The organism is Chloracidobacterium sp. D (genome assembly GCF_018304685.1).
In the GTDB taxonomy this organism is placed as follows: Bacteria; Acidobacteriota; Blastocatellia; order Chloracidobacteriales; family Chloracidobacteriaceae; genus Chloracidobacterium; species Chloracidobacterium thermophilum.
Window position 1 is genome coordinate 2036721 of sequence record NZ_CP072634.1, and the last position, 19449, is coordinate 2056169.

Here is a 19449-nt window from a genome sequence, read left to right on the forward strand (position 1 = left end):
ATTGCCATGCACATTGCCATCATCGGTACGGGTTACGTAGGCCTCGTCACGGGGGCCTGTTTTGCCGAGTTTGGCGTCAACGTCACCTGTGTGGACAAAGACGCCGCCAAGATTGCCCTGCTCGAAGACGGGCGCGTGCCCATCTACGAGCCGGGCCTCGACGTGCTCATCGAAAAAAACCGCCGGGCCGGACGTATTCACTTCACAACCGACCTGAAGGCGGCCGTCCACCGGGCGCTCGTCGTGTTCATTGCCGTTGGAACGCCGCCCAATCCAGACGGAAGCCCTGACCTGTCACAGGTGGAAGCCGTGGCGGCGCAGATTGCCGAAGCCCTTGACGGCTACAAGGTCATCGTCACCAAAAGCACCGTGCCGACCGGTACGGGGCAGGCCATTCGCCGGGTGATGGAGGAATGCTGCCCGGCCGGGGCGAGCTTCAGTGTCGCCTCCAACCCGGAATTCCTGCGTGAAGGCGATGCCATCAACGATTTCATGCACCCGGAACGCATCGTCATTGGCTGCGAAGACCCGCAGGCCAACGCCATTCTCCGCGACCTCTACGCTCCGCTCATTCAAACCGGCGTGCCTTTGGTGGCGACAACCGTGGAGACGGCAGAACTCATCAAGTATGCGTCGAATGCGTTTCTGGCGGTGAAGATTTCCTTCATCAACGACCTGGCGCTGCTGTGCGACCGCCTTGGCTGCGATGTGCTCGATGTGGCCCGTGGCATGGGATTGGACAGCCGGATCGGCAGCAAGTTTCTGTCGCCGGGGCCGGGCTATGGCGGTTCCTGCTTTCCCAAGGACACCAGAGCACTAGCCCATCTGGCGCGCAGTCACCAGCACCGGCTGCGCATCGTCGAAGCCGGGATTGCCATCAATGACGACATGCACGAGGCCATGCTGGGCAAAATCAAAACGCTGCTGGGAGAACCGTACACTGACAAAGTGGCCGGCATGCTGGGGCTGACCTTCAAACCCGAAACCAGCGACCTGCGCGAATCACCTGCGATGGCCATCGCGGCGGCCATCCGCCGGCTGGGCGTCACCCTGCGGGCCAGCGACCCGGTAGCGATTCCAGAAGCCGCGACATTGCTGCCCGATGTGACGTTCTGCGAAGACCCCTACGAAACAGCGGCCGGCTGCGACCTGCTCATCATCGCCACGGAGTGGAATCTGTACCGCCGGCTCGATCTGGAGCGGCTGCGCGAGGTGATGCGCACACCGGCGATTGCCGACCTGCGGAACGTCTGTGACCCGATGCAGGCGCGGCGCGCTGGCTTCCGTTACCTGGGCGTCGGGCGACGCTGAGGCAACGGGCGGCCATGGCTTCCCTGCCACGGCTGCCACGCTTTCAGGCGCCCCCTCAAGCCGTTTGACTGTCCCTCGGCGGCACGACCAGCACCGGGCAGGGCAACTCCCGAATCACCCGCTCGACATGGTGGCCGAGCGGCTGGCCGGATTTGCGGTCGCCACAGCCCATCACAATAAGGTCGGCCTCGATTTCATGAGCCAGCTTCAGGGTGACTTCATAAGCCCGGCCATCACACAGCCGGGACTCAAAATTGACGCCAGCAGCCTTGGCTTCTGCAGCCAGCGCATCGAAGCGCGCTTCGGCGTTGCGCCGCACGAGCGCCACGGCGTCATCTTCCCCGCTTTTGGCGCGCATGGGGAAGTACCCCAGAACGATATGAATGGCATGGAGGGCCGTGACCTTGGCCCCATGGACTTTTGCCAGATCGAAGGCCAGTTGCTTGGCGGCATCCGTCACCGGGTCAAAATCCGTGGCCAGGAGAATCCGGTTGAGTGCAATCGTCGTTTCAGCGCCTTTGTAGTACACGAAGTCGCGCGAAGGCGGCCGGGCCACCAGGACCGGACAGGGGGTTTCTTCGAGTACGGCCAGGGCTGTCGAACCAATGAGCGGACGACTTAGAAACCCACGCCGCTGCGTTGCCATCACCACGAGGGAGATGTCTTTCTCGCGTGCGACACGCAGGATTTCCGCTGCCGGCTCACCTTCCGCCAGTATGGCATTGGCATTCAGCCCCTGGAGCACTTCGTGCTGAAGTATTTCTTCCAGCTCGCGACGAATACCAACGAGCCATTCAAAGCCGTTTTCGGCCAGGGCCCGCTCCGAAAGCCGCAGCGCCTGGGCCGGCAGGGAGGCGCTCTGAACATTGAGGATGGTCACCTGCCCTTTGGACTGTCGCGCAAAAGCGGCAGCGTACTTCAGCAGTCCACGGGAGAGCGGGGATAAGTCAGTCGGGAAAAGAATGTGCTGGAACATGGCGTCAGAACCGGTACGTATGTGGGTCAGTCATCTGGTGGGAAGTTTCGGTCAGCCGAAACCTTTGCCGTTACTGCGTGAGATTCCAGCGTAGCGCACCAGATGGCGCTGCGCCTATCAGAAAATCTCTGACAGGCGCAGTCGAACGCCACATCATAGTTTACTACACCAGGTCATAACCAACCTGCGTCCAGTTCACCACGCCAGTTCGCCACACCAGGCGAACTCCACTAGGCGGCCTGTGCCTGCGGACGCCACAGGCTTTCAACGGCACGGCGCGCATCGGCCACCAGACGCCCCAGCAGTGAATCGGACGCGAGGGGCTGCCCGGCCAGGATGCGCTGTACATCGGCGCTGACCTGTTCCCGCAGCCGGGCGGAAGACAGGATGGTTTCGACGAGTTGCCACCGGGCGCCAAACACCGGGCGCGGGTCTGCGGCTCGGAAGAACTGCTCCACCACGTAGGGAATCTGACGTTCTGCCGGCAACTGCCGGGCCACTTCCACAATCCGTCGCATGCGGCGGATGGGCGCGCCCGGCATAATGTCCAGCGAAGTTTCATAGGCGGCTTTTTCAATGACTTCAAACTTCGCCTGCGCCCGCCGCACTTCGGCTTCCCGTCCGTTGGCCTTGAGTTCGGCCAGATACTGGTTGCCCCACCGGACGTGCCCGGCTTCTTCGTTTTTGACCTGGTTGAGCAGCTTGAAGGCTTTGCTTTCCCTGGGCAGGGTCGAAACGTGCAGTGCAAAGCTGAACAGCCCGCGCTTTTCCGTCACGTTGAGCGCCGCCAGCAGTTCGACTTCATCAATCCGGTCGGGATCGGTGCTGGCGGTGGCGAGGGCGGCAAACTCATCCACATACTTGATGCCCAGCGGCGGGCGTGGGACATCGCCCAGATCGGTCATGATGTCGGCAATCATCGCGGCGTGACGAAACTCATCGTCCGCGTGGTGAACAAGCGCTTCGGCAAGCTGGGGATTGGTGGCTTCGACCTGTCTGGCCAGCGCAGCAATCCCTTCGGCCCCGTGATATTCCGAGTAGTAGTAAAGGTTCATCGTCGCCCAGTGCAAATCAGGATCGGCGACAATGCGCTCGAATACCTGACGCATGGCGGCTTCCTGGCGAGTAGCTGACATGCAAGGTCTCCCAAACTGGCAAAGAGATGGGTTGTCCTGGGGGATGAAGGCCACAACTGTAAACTACTGCCGGCCAATTGAAAACCCATGGCCGACGCCGCTGTGCAATGTGAGTGGCGAGTGGTGAGTGGCGAATGGTGAGCAGCGAGTGGTGAGTGGTGAGTAGTCAATGGCCGACGCCTCCGTGCAAGCTCGTCCGGGCGCTTTCAGTCCGGCGAAGTCTGTGCCGCCGATGCGATGAGGGCTTCCGTCACGGCGCGTCCCGAAGCCACCAGGGCTTCCAGATCGGAGAGCCGATACAGCAGCATGCCCCGGCCCAGCGCATCCGGCAGGACGACGTGAATGGGCACGTCCGGCCGACGCGCCTGCCAGACCTTGAGTTTGGCCGCATTTTCACGCCGATGGGACAGACGGTTGGCAATGTCACTAACCACGATCTGGCGCGGACAGAAAGGCGCGGCAAAGAGGTACTCGATGGGCAGCCGGTTGCGCCTGCCAGCGTCACTCAGCGACATCCGCCGCCCGGCATAGACAATGCGCCGTGGCGGATAGACCACCGGGATGGCGACAGCGCCACGCATCGCCTCAGCCAGCGGGAAATCCGGCATCTGGTTGTGAAACAGGACTTCCCGCCGGGAAAGCCCATCGAAGGCCAGCAGGCCAATGCGCTCTACGCCGTGGTGCAGTGACCGCCCGGAGGCTTGTTCGAGCCGTTCAAGATAAGCCGGGACAATCCCGGCCCGGCGCTGGAAGTAAGGGCGGGCAAAGCGCGGCGCGCGGCGCGCCGCCGCCCAGGCCAGCAGATGCCGCGAGGAAAGCCCCAGCCCCAGGGTACGCATTTCCTCAAGCGACAGACCAACCCCGGCATAGTAGGCGGCAATCAGCGCGCCGACGCTGGAGCCGACGATTTCCTGTATGCGGAAACCGTGCGTCACCAACGCTTCGAGAACCCCGACGTGGGCAACACCACGCGCTCCCCCGGCAGCCAGAACCAGACTGACCGGCTCTTCTGGTCGCAGTGGACGCATGGCGCACCCTATACCACTGATGACAGGCGACTTCCTGGGAAAAACCGCTCCGGCAAGACGGTGCCCTACAGAGATGGAGCGGCGGCACTTTTGTTCAGCGCAGTCGCCGGAAACGCCTAAGCTGCCAGGGCAACGACCTTCTCAGCGGCATCCCGCATGCCGCTGGCCGTCGTGAAGTTCAGACCTGAACTTTCAAGCAGGGCGCGCCCCTGCTCGACGTTCGTGCCTTCAAGCCGGACGACAATCGGCAGACGCACATCCAGGTTGCGGGCCGCTTCGATGACTCCGGCCGCCACCATGTCGCACCGGACGATGCCGCCAAAAATGTTGATGAGCACCGCCCGGACGCTGGGATCGGCAATGAGGATGCGAAAAGCCTGCTCGACCCGTTCCTGGGAAGCCCCACCGCCAATGTCGAGGAAGTTTGCCGGATGACCACCAGCCAGCTTGATGATGTCCATCGTGGCCATTGCCAGCCCGGCGCCGTTGACCATGCAGCCAATGTTGCCATCCAGCTTGACGTAGTTGAGATCGTACTTCGCAGCCTCGGTTTCCAGCGGTTCTTCTTCGCGGGTGTCGCGCAGTTCGACGTAGTCGGGATGCCGGTACAGGGCGTTGTCATCGAGCATCACCTTGGCATCAAGCGCGTAGAAATCCCCTTCTTTGGTGAGCAAAAAGGGATTGATCTCGACCAGTGAAGCATCGCTTTCCACAAAGGCCCGGTAGAGCGCCATGAGTATCTTCACGACCTGGCCCGCCTGGCTGCCCGTAAAGCCGAGACCGAAGGCGACTTTCCGCGCCTGATACGGCTGCAACCCAAGCGCCGGATCGATGACTTCCCGCAAAATCTTTTCCGGGGTTGCCGCGGCGACTTCCTCGATTTCCATCCCGCCGGCTTCGCTCGCCATGATGATGGGCGAAGATGTGGTGCGGTCAATGAGCAGACTGAGGTACAGCTCGCGGTCAATGTGCAGCCCTTCTTCGACAATGAGCCGGTGGACGGTGCGCCCTTCCGGGCCCGTCTGGGGTGTCACCAGCTTGTGCCCGAGCATGCGCAGGGCAATGGCTTCCACTTCCTCAAGCGAGGAAGCGAGCTTGACGCCGCCGCCTTTGCCGCGGCCGCCGGCGTGAATCTGGGCCTTGAGCACGACCGGGAAGGAACCCAGCGCTTCGGCCGCCATGCAGGCATCCATCGCATTGAGGGCCACGTGGTGCCGCGGCACCGGTACGCCAAACTTCGCCAGCAGGCGTTTGGCCTGATATTCGTGAATTTTCATAAGCAATTTCCTGAATGAGCAGGGCTTAGCGGCGACTGCGCAGACGCTCGATAGCCTGCTTCAGACTGATGCGCATGCGTTCGAGCGATTCGCCCAGTTCGCCGATTTCATCCCCGGTGGCCACCACGATAGGCTCATCAAGTTCACCGAGACTGATGCGGTTCGCCGCTTCGGTCAGTTGCAGAATCGGCTTCGTGAGAAGCTGCGACAGGTAAAAGGCGATGCCAATCCCCAGCACCAGCGAGACGCCGGTCACAATGGCAATGATGAGCAGCGTCGTGTTGAACACCTGACTGAAATAGCTTTCACGCACCCCCACGCCAACGTAGCCGATGATGGTGAGGTCACTGGGCTCCTTGATCGGCGCAAAGGCCGTTTTGTAATCGCCTCCCAGCAGGGTGTTGTTGACGGCCGTGGGTTTGTCGTCGGCCAGCGGACTTTGAATCGCCACGCCCAAGGCGCGGGGATCGCTGGCTGAAATCACCTTCTTGTCTTTCGACAGGACAAGTGTCACCGACACATCCTGAAGGTCTCGGTAGAGCGTCTGCTTGACTTCCCGCGTGAGTGCTGGCAGTGGACGGTTTTCATCCTGGGGCGCGTTGTTGATGAGCTGCCCGGCCACGATGTAACCCAAGGCACGATTGCCGGACACCACCGGTGCGATGCCTTCGAGGGTCAATCCCACCTGCGACACGGTGTTGCGGCTGAACTGTTCGCCCAACCCAAAATCGCGGAGCAGGTCGGGTGTTTCATTGACTGCCCCGGCGACTACGGCCCGCAGCAGGGCGTCTGGCTGGTTGCTCTCGGCGGCATTTTTGGCTTTGATGAACAGTGGGTTGTCTCCAAAGGAGCTGTCCCCGCTGCCGGCGCTGCGTACCAGAACCTGCCCCTTGGTGTTGAGAATGGCCAGGAAATCCACCCCGGAAGATTCAACCCGCTGCTGCAACAACTGATTGAGCTTTTTCTGCCCACTCGCCTGGCTCTGCTGAGCTACCTGGGCCGGGTTCCCGGAAGCACTCAAAGCCCCGGTTGGGGCGGCGGCTGAGTCAATGAGGTTTTCAGCCGCAACAGCTTGCGCCGTTGCCTGAGCTACTTCACGCAGGGTTTGCTGTCGGGAGCGCAGGATGCGGTCGGCAAGGCGGGCATCTTTTTCGATGTCCCGGCGGGCATTCCCGTCAATCGTCCCACTGACGATGACCACGAAAGCCAGCGCCGACAGCGCCAGCGGCGCAAAAATAAGGAGCGCCGCAAAAATGGCAAGTTTATTCCGAATGTTGAGTTTCATGGTCAAAAATGAAGCGTGCCGTGTCCGCTACAGACACGGCCAGAAGGCGCAGCGCCCCCTGCCCCCACCTGCCGGGGCGGGAGCACCTACGATACGAGACCACCCCGACACAGCAAGGCTTGCGCACAACGCCCCTCCTGCGCCGCCATCAGGCATAAAGATGCTGCATAATCTCAAGCATGGCCTCCTGAAACTTGACCCGCCGTTCATTGTCCGGGATTTCTTCGGCCAGGCGCTCGGCCAGGGACGGCATCATGTCTTTGGGCATCTGCCGCAGTTTGAACCCAAGGGCTTCGGCGCAGTCTTCAAGCACAATCGGAGCCATGGGCCCAATGGCGCGGGTCAGCTCGCGCTCGGTCTGATGGATGATGTCGTCTGACACCACATCCACCTGCACATCCTCTTCCTGCCGCTCTCCGACATACTCGACAAGCCCCAAATCGTACAGGCGGACGATCACCTTCGACGTCATCAGTTCGTTGAGTTGCGTAATATCCCCGATCTCACCGACCGTCTGGACGCCATCCAGGTTTTGAATCACTGACCAGTCTTCCGCGCGCAGGGAAAACTCCTTCATTGAGCGTGAAGAGAGCCGAAATACGGCACGTGCTGAAGGCACGACCCGACGGACGCTTTCCCACTCGGTCGCGTAGGTGACACATTCCAGCAGGATTTCCTCGGTCTGAAGATAGGTCGTCCGTTCGTCGGTTGGCGTGTCGGTGGCGGTGAAGCTGAACTTGCCGCTGCCCCAGGAAAACAGACCGTAGACAGCGTCTTCCCCGATGGCGTCCTCATAAACGGCGTGGACAATCTGACCGTTGTCGAAGTAAATCTCCCCCTGCCGTCCATCGTCGTGAACGAGTTCCAGCACCCCCGTCCGGTTGCTCGCATGAAGCAGCCGTAGGACATCCATGAGTTTGAGCTGCGCCAGATTCCCGCTGAATGCATTTGACATGGTGTGCGTCCCCAGGGCCAAGAAAAATATTCATTGGGCGCTCTGACCAACTCCCCGTAGAAGCCGTCACACACCCCCGCTGCCACATCACCTCGCCGTCACCGTACCTTGCCGTCACCGTCAGGCGCGATTCATGGCCTCGAGCAACTCCCAACTCGTCGCATCGAGTCGGTCGCGCGTCAAAAGATTGCGACGCAACACACTGACACTGACCCGCAGCCCAGCCACAGCCCGGTCTTTCTTGAGCTTGTCGGCCGCTACCTTGACGGTCATGCGCATGGTTGGCAAGTTGGCCGTCGGCGCACTGACGAGGATGAGGAACACTTCCTGCGTACCATAGGTGGTCTCGATCATCAAGTCAAGATTCGTGAAAGTCGTGATGCGCCCGTCGGCAAAGACCATCGAGATTTCTTCGACCTTGTTGTACTCAATCTCAGCCACCGCCGAGAGTTGTGCCAGCAAGACCCCCATCTGCACGGTCGCCTGGGAGTTGAGGGCAAACTGCCCGGCGCTCAACAGCACCTCCCCGCGATTGTTGACCAGCAGGGCGCTTTTGATGCCCGGCATGCGCATCAGTTCCTGGAGAAACACTTCATGAGCTTTCGACATGCGCACTCCTTACCAAGAAGCGTCCTACCTGCTGGAACCGGCATCGCCACCTATCCGGCCGAGGGCGCCAAAATTTCACTCGTGGCAATTTCGAGACCATACCGCTCGAACTCTGCGCGCCGGCGCTGATGCAACGCCCGCAACGCCGCTTCAATGTGTCGGCGCAGATGGGTCTCTGGCGAGCGTCGGTCCAACTCGGCGATGGTAAGCCGGAGCGCTTGGGACAGCCCCACCACAAAGTCTGCCGGACGTGCCTTGCCGCGAAAGGTGGCCACGCCATCGGCATACTCAAACTCGGCGGCAAAAGGGTCAAGAAAGGGATAGTGGGGAGCGATGTTGATGAGGGCTTCACGGAATGACGGCACGAAATCCGCCCGGCGCAAAGCCTCCGTAACACCGGATTCAACGGCGTGCACCACCTCGCCCATCAAGCCGACCAGTTCAGCATACTGCTCGCGGGTCAGCGGGCGAATACTTTCATCTTCGAGTTCGAGTGGTGAATCACTGTCTTCATCCTCAACAAGCACCGTATCCACCACCGGGGACGCGCTTGGCAGAGACAGCACCTCCGGGGCACGTAAGGTAGGAGGTACCAGCTCAGACACAGGTGCTGCCGAACTGCTCCGGCCGCCTGGCGGTGGACTCAATGGCGGCATTTCAGGACGTGGCGGCGCAACCGGTGGTTTGATGGTGGTCATCGCCGCCGGGGCGCTCGTCCCACGATAGACGTTGAAGGTGGCTCCGTGCGCAATCCGGTCGTAAATCAGCGCCAAACCCTCTTTTCCCAGCGCTGTGGTGTATTCACCGCCCGCCGTCGGCGCGATGGAAACAACCGCCTCGGCCCGCTCATCGAAAACATAAATGATCCCGCCCCCCTGTTCCTGTTCAAACAGGACCTCGACATACCAAACAGCGCCGGACTTGATAAGCTTCTCGACGAGTTTTTCGAGATTGGTAAAGTCTGAAGACAAATCGCGGTGAACCGGCTCCCCCTCAATGATGCCGGTAATGGCCTGGATGACTTCTTCCGGGTGTTGGAAAAAGCCAACCTTGCCATTGCGTGCCTGGGCGCGTGACAGCAGACTCTCCAGAGCTTGCCGCTCGCGCAGGGTGGCTGTTTCGGTCACTTCATAGGCGTTGACAATCTGCCCGCGCGACAAAAACACATAGCCGCTGTAGCCCCAGAACTCCACTGACACATAGCCCGTGAATTCGTTGACCTGGAGATCAGCCAACAGGGCGGCAACGTTGACGTACGACGTGCTCAGATTTTCATGGACTGGCTTTCCGCGTGGAACAATCATGGCCAAGCGTCAACATCAACCGGTGGCGCAGCGCCAAGCTGACCGCCCTACATTGTCAGCGGCCCTGCATAAGGCCCGGGTGGGGTCAGCGCACCCGTACCACCCAACAAACCCGTCGAAACCCCGTCGGTTGCACCGTTGATGCGCGCCTGCATCTTGCGGAAGATACGGTCAATGTGTGGACTCATGGTTTCAAACCGAACCGCCGCACTGAACTCGATAAGCGCCAGGTAGTTTTCAAGGTCAAAGACCATCACCTTCTTGGGACCAACGCTGATGGTCATCCGGGACAGGGCCCCCACCCGGCTCGGTACGCTGATGAGCCGTCCAAGGTGAACCAGCAGGGCCACCATCATGCCCAGCTTTTCGGCTGATTTGACTTTACTGGCAGCCTGCACGGTGCCATCCCGCGCCACCGCCAGCGCCATGTCAATCCCTTTGACTTTTGTCAGATCATTGACCAGCACCTGGTAAATGTTGACCACCCGGGCAGCCCCACTCGTGGTCGTCGGCGTCCGGGTCGGCGTCACCGCAGTCGGTGTGGGTGTCGCACCACCAGCCTCTTCGCCGCGTCCCGCACGGGCTTCGTCCAGCAGCCGCAGCCCTTCCATGATGATGTTGGCCCAAGGCTCAAAAATCGTGCGGGTCGGCGCTGGAATACCGGTGTCTATCCGAAAAGCCCCCTGGTCATATTCCAGAGCCTTGTACACCGCTTCCACCCCTACCAGATTACCGAGACGCGCATCTACCACCTCACCATCGGCAAAGTAGAACACGCCATCGCCAATCGGGTAGTGCACCGTCAGCCGCGCCGTGTTGCGGCCAACGCAGTTGATTTGGATGATGTCCACCAGTGCGAGGTCGGTGAGATCGCCAACAAGCGGCATAGGGCTTTCTGGGCAGGAAAAACAGGTTTTGGAAGCGTTATGGACTATAACGAAGGTAGGGCTAAGCTAACAGAGTTTTTTCCGTGGTGTCAATTCACGACGCGCCATCTGCGCGCCATCTGATCGGCATCCGGCAGCAAAACCCAACCCCCCGAAACTTTTTGCCAGCGGGCTAGTCGGTCTGATACCGCCGCCACAACCAAATACCAGTCATAAACAGTGCCAGCCCCAGCAAAGCCAGATAGACGCCGTAGGGTACATCACTCCACGACACACTGACCGCCAACACCACCGACAGGTGCAGCCCCAACGCCGACCCGCCGGCAAAAGCCGGAGCCCTCCAGCCCGTGGCTACCCCAAGCACCAGTGCAATCAACGCCGTTGTATCCGCCAGCATGTCCTGGCCCAGAGCCCCCTTGCCATCCAGACGGAGCAGCATGGACTGCACGACGACTGGAAAGCAGAAGACGAAGCTCCCCAGCCAGATGAGCAGGCGCGCCAGCACCGGATGACCGCGCTGCCACCGCCACTTGAGCCAGCCGACGCCCGCCACCACCACGCCATAGGGCACAGTCAGGGCGGCAACCCGCTCAAACGGCGGTAACGCCAGGTGGCTGAGCGCCCATACGTAAGTCACAGCGCCCCACACCAGCGCGCCTACGGCGTACAGGTCATGCGTGGCATCCCTGGCAACGAAACTGGCCACGGCCAACGCGCTGGCGGCGCAGACGAGACTACAGCCGACAAGTACCGGAGAATTACCTTCCAGAACGCCCAGCGCGCCCACGGCTCCAATCCACAGGCAGAGCTGTCCGCCGGCGTTCAGCGATCTCCACAACGGCAGTTCGGCTTCCTCCTTGGCGGCTTCCTCCTTGGCGCGCCGCAGACTTCGCCACCCCAACCACGCCGCGCTGTAGCCATACACAACGCCAACCATAGGCAGTCCTTCTATCGGACACCCACCAAGCCGCGCAGCCTGGACGACCGCCAGCCCGCCACACACCGTTGCCAACAGCCCCAGCAGCGGAACCTGCTGTCTGACGGCGGCTACCCAACCAGCGCCAGCCGCCGACGCCAACGCCAGGAAGTGCCCGGCTTCCGGCCCCGTCGCAGTCACGATGCCCACCAAAGCAGCCAGCACACCCCACCCCAGCACAACCAGCGAGACCTGCCGTGATGCAGCGCGAAGGTGGCTTTCATCCACCACCGGAGCGGACACCACCACGACACTGCCCCCGGCAACCAGTGCCACCCAAGGCAGAATGTCGCGCCATCCCACCCGCCCGGCGCCGCACCCCGTCACCACCAGTCCCACGTAGGCCACACCCCACATCGCCAGGGCATACCCACGCTGAAGCCCCGGCGTACTGCTCAGAAACCATCCCAGGCCGCCATAAAGGGCCAGGATGGCAATCCCAGCCGTGTGAACCGGATGCCATGCCTCCGCGGCCAGCACCACCAGTCCCAGCAGGTGAACAACCGCGCAGAAATCCACCACCCACCGCGACGGCACAATGGCCGGATGATGCGGCAGCCCGAAGTCGAGACCAAAGCTCGTGTCCACTTCCGTGCTGTACTCCCGCCCCAGCCACGCGCCCAGCCACTCAATCCCGAAGCGCGTGGCACACAGCACAACCGGCAGCACCAGCAGGGCCATCGGCCCAGAAATGACCTGTATCTCCCGTGCGCCCATCGTCAGGGCGCTGGAGATGGCCAGAATGGACACGACCGCCAGGCAGAGTGGAAACCACAGGAGCGTTTTCCGCATCTGCCACGCCCCCCACCCCGCCACGAGCGCCCACGCCAGACCGTACCCGACACACTCATGAGCCGTCGCCAGCCCGCGGCCGAGCGTGATTCCAGCCGACGTTGCAAAAAGCCAGATGTCAAAGCCGATGACGACGCCAAGCAGCGCCCACAAACCAAGGACGCCCGCCAGAAGATGCCCCGCCCACCTGCACGGCACAGAGAAACGTCGGGCCTGCTCTTCGTGGTCCGTTTCCGCCCGGCGATCCGCTGCGATCTGCCCCAGGGTGAGCACCCACAGCCAGCCGGCCCAACCCGTTGCCAGCCAGCCCGATGGCAGGTTGTGCAGCGCGAGCCATTGACCATAGGCCAGCGTCAGGACGCCGAGACCGCCGCCCACCCATGCCCAGGCCGCCCTCTGGCTGGCCGTCACCGCTCCCACCACCAGGCATGAAAGACCGGTAAGGCTGCCCGGCCAGGGTTCATCAAACAGCATGAGCAGAGACGTTGCGAGCAGCATGAGCAGAGACGTTGGGAGGGCGCATAACGCTACCGCGACACACCCCCACCACCAGCCAGCGGTAGCGGCCACATGCTCTGGAAAGCGCACTGACCAGACAGCCAGCCCTGCCGCGATGACGGACACCAAGCCACACACTTCCGCTTCCGACGGTAGGACGTCCGCCCCAAACCACAGGACGGCTACCAACCCGACACCCACTGCCAGGTGTGGCACGGCCCGGTCAGCAAGCCACCCGGCCAACAACCAGTACACCGCCGCACATGCCAGTGCATAAGCCCACCCGATGCCGGACGGCAGCCAGCCGTGCCGAACCCCCAACCAGAAATCGAGCGGAAGCAGCAACATCGCCAGCCAGAGCCAGCCCCGGGCCAGGAGATTGTCGGGATCGTGATGCAAACCGCGCACCGCCAACCCGAAAAACCCCGCCATGGCCGCCGTGATGAGACCAAACTGCACCGCCGGATATTCAAGGATGATGCCTCGCAGGTACACCAGCGTGCCGATGACCATCAGCATCCCGCCGCCATACACCAGAACCGGCAGCAACCACGCCACGGAGCCGGTATCGGCATCGGATGGCAACCCGCCCCCCGGCTCCGTTTCGGCAAACACGGTCTCCGTCGGCACTGGCGGCACAGGTCTGCCCGGTGTGGAACCCGCTTTCGCGGCACCAGCTTCCGCAGGCAGCAGCGACCTCAGAATGGCCCGGCGTTCGGCCTCGAGCGCTGCCAACCGCTCAAAGGCGGCGGCGTCGTAGCGCAATCCACACCGGATGCAGTATTTCTGCCCAACCGCCAGCGGCGCCCCACAGTTCGGACACCAACCCCCATACGGATGCCCGGCCGCCCCCCCTCCGCCCAAAGGAACACTTGCTTCTGACATAGGTGACACCCCTTCCTTGTCAGGCAGAAATCACGACCGCCACGGGCGGCTCTTCCCTCTCCGGCAGCGACGCCCGGCCGCAGCTTCTGAAGCAGCCGTTTGGCCTTGACCGCCGGAATGGACTACAAGCACGGTCTTTTGCGCGTGGGAAGATGTTGCCACCTGCTCGAAATCTGAGAAAGCACGGGCCGCAATCATGACGACGATAATGGATACCTGGTTCAAACTCCCGGCTGGCGTCACCTATGTCCTCGGGCCGGAAGTCCGCCGCCGCCGGACCATCGAGCGCATTGTGTTCGAGACCTTTCACGGCTGGTCCTACGAGGAAATCCTGCTGCCGGTCTATGACGCCTATGCCCTCTTTGCCCAGAGCACGGGCAGCCATCCGGCGGAGGCCACCTACTGCTTTACGGATGTCGAAGGCGAGTTGCTGGCGCTGCGCCCGGATTTGACCTCGCTGGTGGCACGCACCGTCGCCACGCGCTGCCGGGACTGGCCGCGGCCCATCCGGCTGTGCTACGGCGGCGAAGTTTTCCGCAACACCCACGCGGCCCGCCGTGTCGCCAGCGCCACCTGGCAACTTGGCGCGGAACTTTTCGGCAATGACCGCCTCGAAGCCGATGTCGAAGTCCTGCTCGTGGCGCTGGAAGCCCTCGAACGGCTTGGACTGGAGGAAGTGCAGGTGTTGCTGGGCCATGCCGGAATCCTCGCCGGTGTCGCCGAAGAACTGGAACTCTCTGCCGGACAGCGCGAAACCCTGCGCCAGCTTATTGACCGGCGGCAGTACGCCGCTCTGGAGACGTGGCTGCGCGAGCAGTCCGCTCCCGCCCTCTGGCGCGACCTGCTGAGCGTCCATGGGCAGAGCGCAGCCCTGCACCACCTGCGTGCGCAGACCCGCAATGACCACATTCTGGCGGCGCTGGACGACCTCGAACACGTTTTTGATGTTGCGTCCGCCCTTGGCATTGCCGACCGCCTGACCTTCGATGCCAGCGCCGTCGGCCGCCTGGGGTACTACACCGGGATGACGTTTCACATTTACGTTCCCGGCAGCGGGCTGGCCGTCGGGAGCGGCGGACGGTACGACGCCCTGACCCGTCTGTTTGGCGTGGATGAGCCGGCCGTGGGCTTTCAGCTTTCGCTCGACCAGCTCATCCGGGTGCTGCCGACGCTTTCCGTGTCCATGCCCCGGACGACGGCGCTCGACGCCGATGGCGACGACCTGACCGCCGCCTTCCGGCATGCCCGGCAGTGCCGGCGGGCCGGTGAACGGGTCGAAATTCGCACCGCGCGCCATTCCAGCCCGCCCGAAAGATAAGTCGTTTCCCTTTTGTTTTGTTGTATTTGCACTCCGGGGCCGGAAAACTTCTGCTGCATTGCGTCACTTTTTGCTTGACTTTTTGACGCACTGCGTTATCCTGCCAGCAGCGTCGGTCTACGACGTAACTTCCGATGCCACAGGATGGAGGCAACGCTTATGGCACGCACGATCAAACGTTATGCCAATCGCAAACTGTACGATGTCGTCGCCCGACGCTACGTGAAACTGGAGGAACTGGCCGACCTCATCCAGGCGGGAGAAGAAGTGCAGGTCATTGACAAGGAAAGCGGCGAAGACATTACGGAAGCCACGCTTTCCAAGATTGCGGCGGTGACGGTGCGCCAGCCGACAGAGCCGATTTCACGCAACGCGCTGGTGTCGTTTATCCGGCAGCCGAGCGATCTGTTTTTTGGCTACATGCGGCGGACGGTCTCAGCCGGGCTGGACACGGTGCAACAGATTGACCGGCAGTTTGAACGGCTCGGGACAATGCTCCGGGATGCTTTCCGCCACAGCCTGAAAGGCACAGCGAGTGCCGATGAAAGCGCCGAGCAACTGGCGCCAGCGCTGCGGGCCGTCATCGAAACCTTTGTTTCACAATGTGTTACTGAGCAGCTTGCGGCGCACGGCGTGCCTTCGGCAAGGGAATTCGGACGGCTTCAGCGGCGGGTGACTGAACTCGAAAAGCAGCTTGGAAAGCTTACCCAGGCTGCGCCGCTGGATGGTGCCGGCGTGGACGGCGCAGGAGCTGCTGAGTCTGCCCAACGTGTCACCAACGGCCACGGGATGACCACCCGGAAGCGCACACGCGCCGTCCGGTCGTAATCCCTCACTGTCAACTGCCCCCCGTACAACCCACCACACGGACTTCATTTTTCTGAATACATACCCTCGCAATAAAGGAGCGCACTCGTATGGCAACGACCAAGACCACCCGGAAAACAACCCGCAAGACGACAACCACGACTTCCAAGCCCCGTTCCCGGGCTGCCCAGCGGTTGGCTGAACAATCAACCTCCCGTCCGCCCTTTGCAATCCTTTCCGAGGCGGCGGTCAAAGGCGTCAAGTTCGGGATTGGCACGACGCTGGTTGTGCGTGACACCGTGAAGAAGTTTTTTGACGATGCCGTGGCCCGTGGCAATGAAGTCGAACTCACCGTTCCGACATTGCCTATGCCCAACCTGAACCTGCCCACGCCGCAGGACATCGAGCGGCAGGTCAGCAAACTCAGTGAAATGCCTGTCGCCCAGATCAGGCAGGTGACGGAGCACCTTCAGAAGTTTTTTGACGGGTTGGTGCGCCAACTCACGGAGCTGACCACCTCGCGGTCGAAGAAGGCGGCACTGGACAAGGAAGCCCTGCGGGAGGAAGTCCTCAACGTCGTGGCGTCGCTTGACCTCGCCAACGGCTCGGACATCAAGCGCATTCTCAATCAGGTTGAAAAGATGTCGCGCAAGCTCGACAAGGAAATCAAGGCACCGACCCGTCGCAAAGCCGAACCGGCCGGTGAACCGACGCCTGCTGTGGCCTAGTTGTTTACTCACTGCGGCACCGGGCTGCCGACCGGGCAGCACCGTCATCCTGCGACGGCTTTCTGGCAAATTCCGCGACGCGCTCCAACCGGGGCGCGTCTTTGCTTTGGGCGTGTACCGGGCCCGATTTCCCGGCAGCCATCCCCCATTCGCCACTCGCCACTCGCCACTCGCCACTCACTACTCGCCACCAACTTCCGGGAAGGCGTGCTTTGGATAGCGCCGGGCAAGTTGCGGGCGCAGTTCACGGTAGGCCCGTTTCCAGAAGCCGGCCAGATCAGTTGTGACCTGAACCGGCCGCCGATTGGGTGCCAGCAGGTGCAGGGTGACAGGAACGCGCCCGTGGGCCAGGCGCGGTGTTTCCCGGATGCCGAAGAAATCCTGGATGGGCGCAGCGATGAATGGCGGCCCATCCACCGGATACCCGATGGACACACGGCGGCGGCCCAGCAGCAGGTTTTCCGGGGCAATGTCATCGAGCTGCGCCCGCTGCGCCGGTGTCAGCCGTGCCAGCAGCAAGGCAGACAGACGCTGCTGCTGAAGCGCCTGCCGGACTTCCTCCAGGGTTACGCAACCGGGACACAGTTCCTCCACAGCCGCCCACACATCATCGTCGGTAAAGGGTTTGAGACCGGCTTCCGGGACATGGGCCGCCGCAAAGGCCAGTCGCGCCTGCAGACGGTCAAGCGCCGGCTCGGCCGGCCAGACACTTCCTCCGCTCGCGCGCAGACGGTCAACAAGCAGCCGGGACGCAACGGCCGGCTCAACTGTCGGAAGCGTCCGTTCCTCAAAGACAATGCCCTGATAGAGCAGCCGCCGGAAGCGGACGACACGCCCTTCGGCGTTCAGCTCGTGCGTGTCCGTTTCCTCGATGGCATCGAAAAACAACTCCATCAGCCAGTCCGGTGAGATTTGGCTTGCCAGCCGCACGAGCGTCGTTCCATCCATCTGCGTTTCGGCATCGAGTGCCAACGCCAGCCCCGGTTCCGTCACTACGCTCGACGCCGCCAGCCGGGCCCGTCCGCCGCCGGGCAGAAGCACCTCCCGTTCTCCGTCGGGCCGCCGCCGTATCCGGCCCACCCGGTCGGGAAACGCCACGAGCAGGCAGCGCCCAAGCCGGGATTCAACTTCCCCGGCAACCTCTCCCGCCGACGCCAGCCGCGGCTCCGGCGGCAGACGGCGCACACACCGCAGCAGTTGCTGCTCGACCTGCCGCACCCGCGCCACCGTGCCGGCTTCGTTAGCGGTCTCAAACGTATCGAGCAGCGCCAAGACATCCGATTGCCCATAGCCGGGCGGGACATTTGCCGCCCGACGGACATCGCGCTCACCCAATAGTGCCGCCACCCGGCAGGCTTCCCGTACCACGCCCTGCCGGCATCCTTCGACGACCAGCCGCGCCAGACGTGGCGCAACCGGTAGTTCGAGCATGGCACGCCCAACGGCTGTCACCCCTTCGGCGTCGAGCGCCCCCAGGCGATGCAGGGCCGCTTCGGCCGCCGCCAGCGCCTCGGCCGTCGGCGGTTCAAACCACGGAAAGGTTGACAGGTCACGGATGCCGATGGCCCGCAGTTCCAGAACGGCCTCCGCCAGATCGGTACGGTGAATCTCCGGTGTCTCAAAAGGCGGGCGCAGGTTGAAATCCGCCTCGGTGTAGAGCCGCAGGCAGCGTCCGGGACGGGTCCGGCCGGCGCGGCCGGCACGCTGAAGGGCAGCCGCCTGAGACACGCGCCCAATCGTCGTCTGGGGCAGGCCCGTCCAGCTTGCGTACTCCACGCGGCGCACCAGACCGCTGTCAATGACAATCGCCACCTGTTCAATCGTGATGGCTGACTCGGCAACGTTGGTCGCCAGAATGACCTTGCGGCGCGGCCCGGGCCGCACGGCGGCATCCTGCTCCACAGCCGGCAGGCTGGCATGCAGGGCATGCAGCGCCAGATCGTGGCGCGCGGCCAGCGGGGCGCACTCGCGCAGACAGGCGCGGATCTCGGCCATGCCCGGCAGGAAGACGAGTACATCCCCGTCGGGTCCCTCCCGAAGGCACCGCTCAAGAGCCGCCGCCACCTGCCGGGACAGGGGCACCGCACCCGGCGGCGGCAGGTAGTCCACCGTCACCGGAAAGGTCTGCCCCGGCACCGTCACCACCGGCGCGTCGGCAAGGAAGGCGGCCACCCGTTCGGCATCGAGTGTCGCCGACATGACCACCACCTTGAGATCAGGACGCACACCCTGCCGCAGCCGGTGCAGGTGCGCCAACGCCAGGTCAGTGGAGAGATGCCGTTCGTGGAATTCATCCACGATGACGATGCCCGTGCCGCGCAGGGTTGGGTCGTGGAGCAGACGGCGCGTGAGAATGCCATCCGTCACGAAGCGCAGGCGCGTTGCCGGGCCGGTGCGGTCATCGAAGCGAACCGTGTAGCCGACCGTCTGCCCGACCGCTTCCCCGTACGACTGGGCCACGAAACGGGCCGCCAGGCGCGCTGCCAGGCGACGCGGGACGACCACCACGATGTCGCCTGATGCGGACAGCCCGGCTTCCAGCAGCGCCGCCGGGACACGGGTCGTCTTTCCAGCGCCGGGAGCGGCCTGAATGACCAGCCGACCGGCTGCGTGCAGGGTCTCAACGATGCCGGGCAGAAAGGCGTCAATCGGAAGCGGCATCACCGGCCCGGCCTCC

General features: G+C 62.7%; 15 protein-coding genes. 4 read left to right on the forward strand and 11 right to left on the reverse strand.

The features are described from left to right. Window positions 1-6 precede the first annotated feature (6 nt). Window positions 7-1311 (forward strand): UDP-glucose dehydrogenase family protein, encoded by a 1305-nt coding sequence (locus J8C01_RS08585; protein WP_041569779.1) that lies wholly within the window; start codon window positions 7-9, stop codon window positions 1309-1311. A gap of 55 nt (window positions 1312-1366) precedes the next feature. Here J8C01_RS08585 and J8C01_RS08590 read toward each other — a convergent pair whose 3' ends face one another. From J8C01_RS08590 to J8C01_RS08635, 10 genes are all read right to left on the reverse strand, one after another. Continuing rightward, complete coding sequence (locus J8C01_RS08590) at window positions 1367-2287, reverse strand: universal stress protein (RefSeq protein WP_211431639.1); 921 nt, start codon at window positions 2285-2287, stop codon at window positions 1367-1369. Between the two features lie 230 nt (window positions 2288-2517). Further along, a complete protein-coding gene (locus tag J8C01_RS08595) occupies window positions 2518-3423 on the reverse strand; it encodes a ferritin-like domain-containing protein (protein ID WP_081464808.1) in 906 nt (301 codons plus the stop codon). A gap of 206 nt (window positions 3424-3629) precedes the next feature. Next, complete coding sequence (locus J8C01_RS08600) at window positions 3630-4451, reverse strand: patatin-like phospholipase family protein (RefSeq protein WP_211431640.1); 822 nt, start codon at window positions 4449-4451, stop codon at window positions 3630-3632. A 116-nt stretch (window positions 4452-4567) separates the two neighbouring features. After that, the gene (gene sucC, locus J8C01_RS08605) at window positions 4568-5728 is read right to left on the reverse strand and encodes an ADP-forming succinate--CoA ligase subunit beta (RefSeq protein ID WP_014100229.1); all 1161 of its coding nucleotides are present in this window, start codon (window positions 5726-5728) and stop codon (window positions 4568-4570) included. A 25-nt stretch (window positions 5729-5753) separates the two neighbouring features. Beyond that, window positions 5754-7013 carry a HAMP domain-containing protein gene (locus J8C01_RS08610; RefSeq protein ID WP_211431641.1) on the reverse strand — a complete coding sequence of 420 codons (1260 nt, stop codon included), beginning with the start codon at window positions 7011-7013 and terminating at the stop codon, window positions 5754-5756. A 148-nt stretch (window positions 7014-7161) separates the two neighbouring features. Then, the gene (locus J8C01_RS08615; protein WP_014100231.1) at window positions 7162-7968 is read right to left on the reverse strand and encodes a DUF4388 domain-containing protein; all 807 of its coding nucleotides are present in this window, start codon (window positions 7966-7968) and stop codon (window positions 7162-7164) included. 120 nt (window positions 7969-8088) lie between these two features. Then, a complete protein-coding gene (locus J8C01_RS08620; protein WP_014100232.1) occupies window positions 8089-8577 on the reverse strand; it encodes a hypothetical protein in 489 nt (162 codons plus the stop codon). Window positions 8578-8627: 50 nt separating this feature from the next. After that, window positions 8628-9881 (reverse strand): hypothetical protein, encoded by a 1254-nt coding sequence (locus J8C01_RS08625; protein ID WP_014100233.1) that lies wholly within the window; start codon window positions 9879-9881, stop codon window positions 8628-8630. A 47-nt stretch (window positions 9882-9928) separates the two neighbouring features. Then, window positions 9929-10768: a DUF4388 domain-containing protein gene (locus tag J8C01_RS08630; RefSeq protein ID WP_211431642.1), complete on the reverse strand. Its 840-nt coding sequence runs from the start codon at window positions 10766-10768 to the stop codon at window positions 9929-9931. 172 nt (window positions 10769-10940) lie between these two features. Next, entirely contained in the window at window positions 10941-13919 is a 2979-nt protein-coding gene (locus J8C01_RS08635) for a zinc ribbon domain-containing protein (RefSeq protein WP_211431643.1), read from the reverse strand. A gap of 196 nt (window positions 13920-14115) precedes the next feature. On the opposite strand from J8C01_RS08635, the gene hisZ reads away from it, so the two are divergent. The 3 genes from hisZ to J8C01_RS08650 all read left to right on the forward strand — a co-directional run bounded on the left by hisZ (window position 14116) and on the right by J8C01_RS08650 (window position 16772). Next, window positions 14116-15237, forward strand: coding sequence for an ATP phosphoribosyltransferase regulatory subunit (hisZ, locus tag J8C01_RS08640; protein ID WP_211431644.1), 1122 nt, complete (start codon window positions 14116-14118; stop codon window positions 15235-15237). Between the two features lie 159 nt (window positions 15238-15396). Beyond that, on the forward strand, window positions 15397-16065 hold the full coding sequence (locus J8C01_RS08645) for a polyhydroxyalkanoate synthesis regulator DNA-binding domain-containing protein (protein WP_211431645.1): 669 nt from the start codon (window positions 15397-15399) through the stop codon (window positions 16063-16065). A gap of 89 nt (window positions 16066-16154) precedes the next feature. Beyond that, complete coding sequence (locus J8C01_RS08650) at window positions 16155-16772, forward strand: hypothetical protein (protein WP_014100238.1); 618 nt, start codon at window positions 16155-16157, stop codon at window positions 16770-16772. 180 nt (window positions 16773-16952) lie between these two features. On the opposite strand, the gene hrpB is transcribed toward J8C01_RS08650, so the two are convergent. Beyond that, window positions 16953-19433, reverse strand: coding sequence for an ATP-dependent helicase HrpB (hrpB, locus tag J8C01_RS08655; RefSeq protein WP_211431646.1), 2481 nt, complete (start codon window positions 19431-19433; stop codon window positions 16953-16955). Between the last annotated feature and the right edge of the window lie 16 nt (window positions 19434-19449).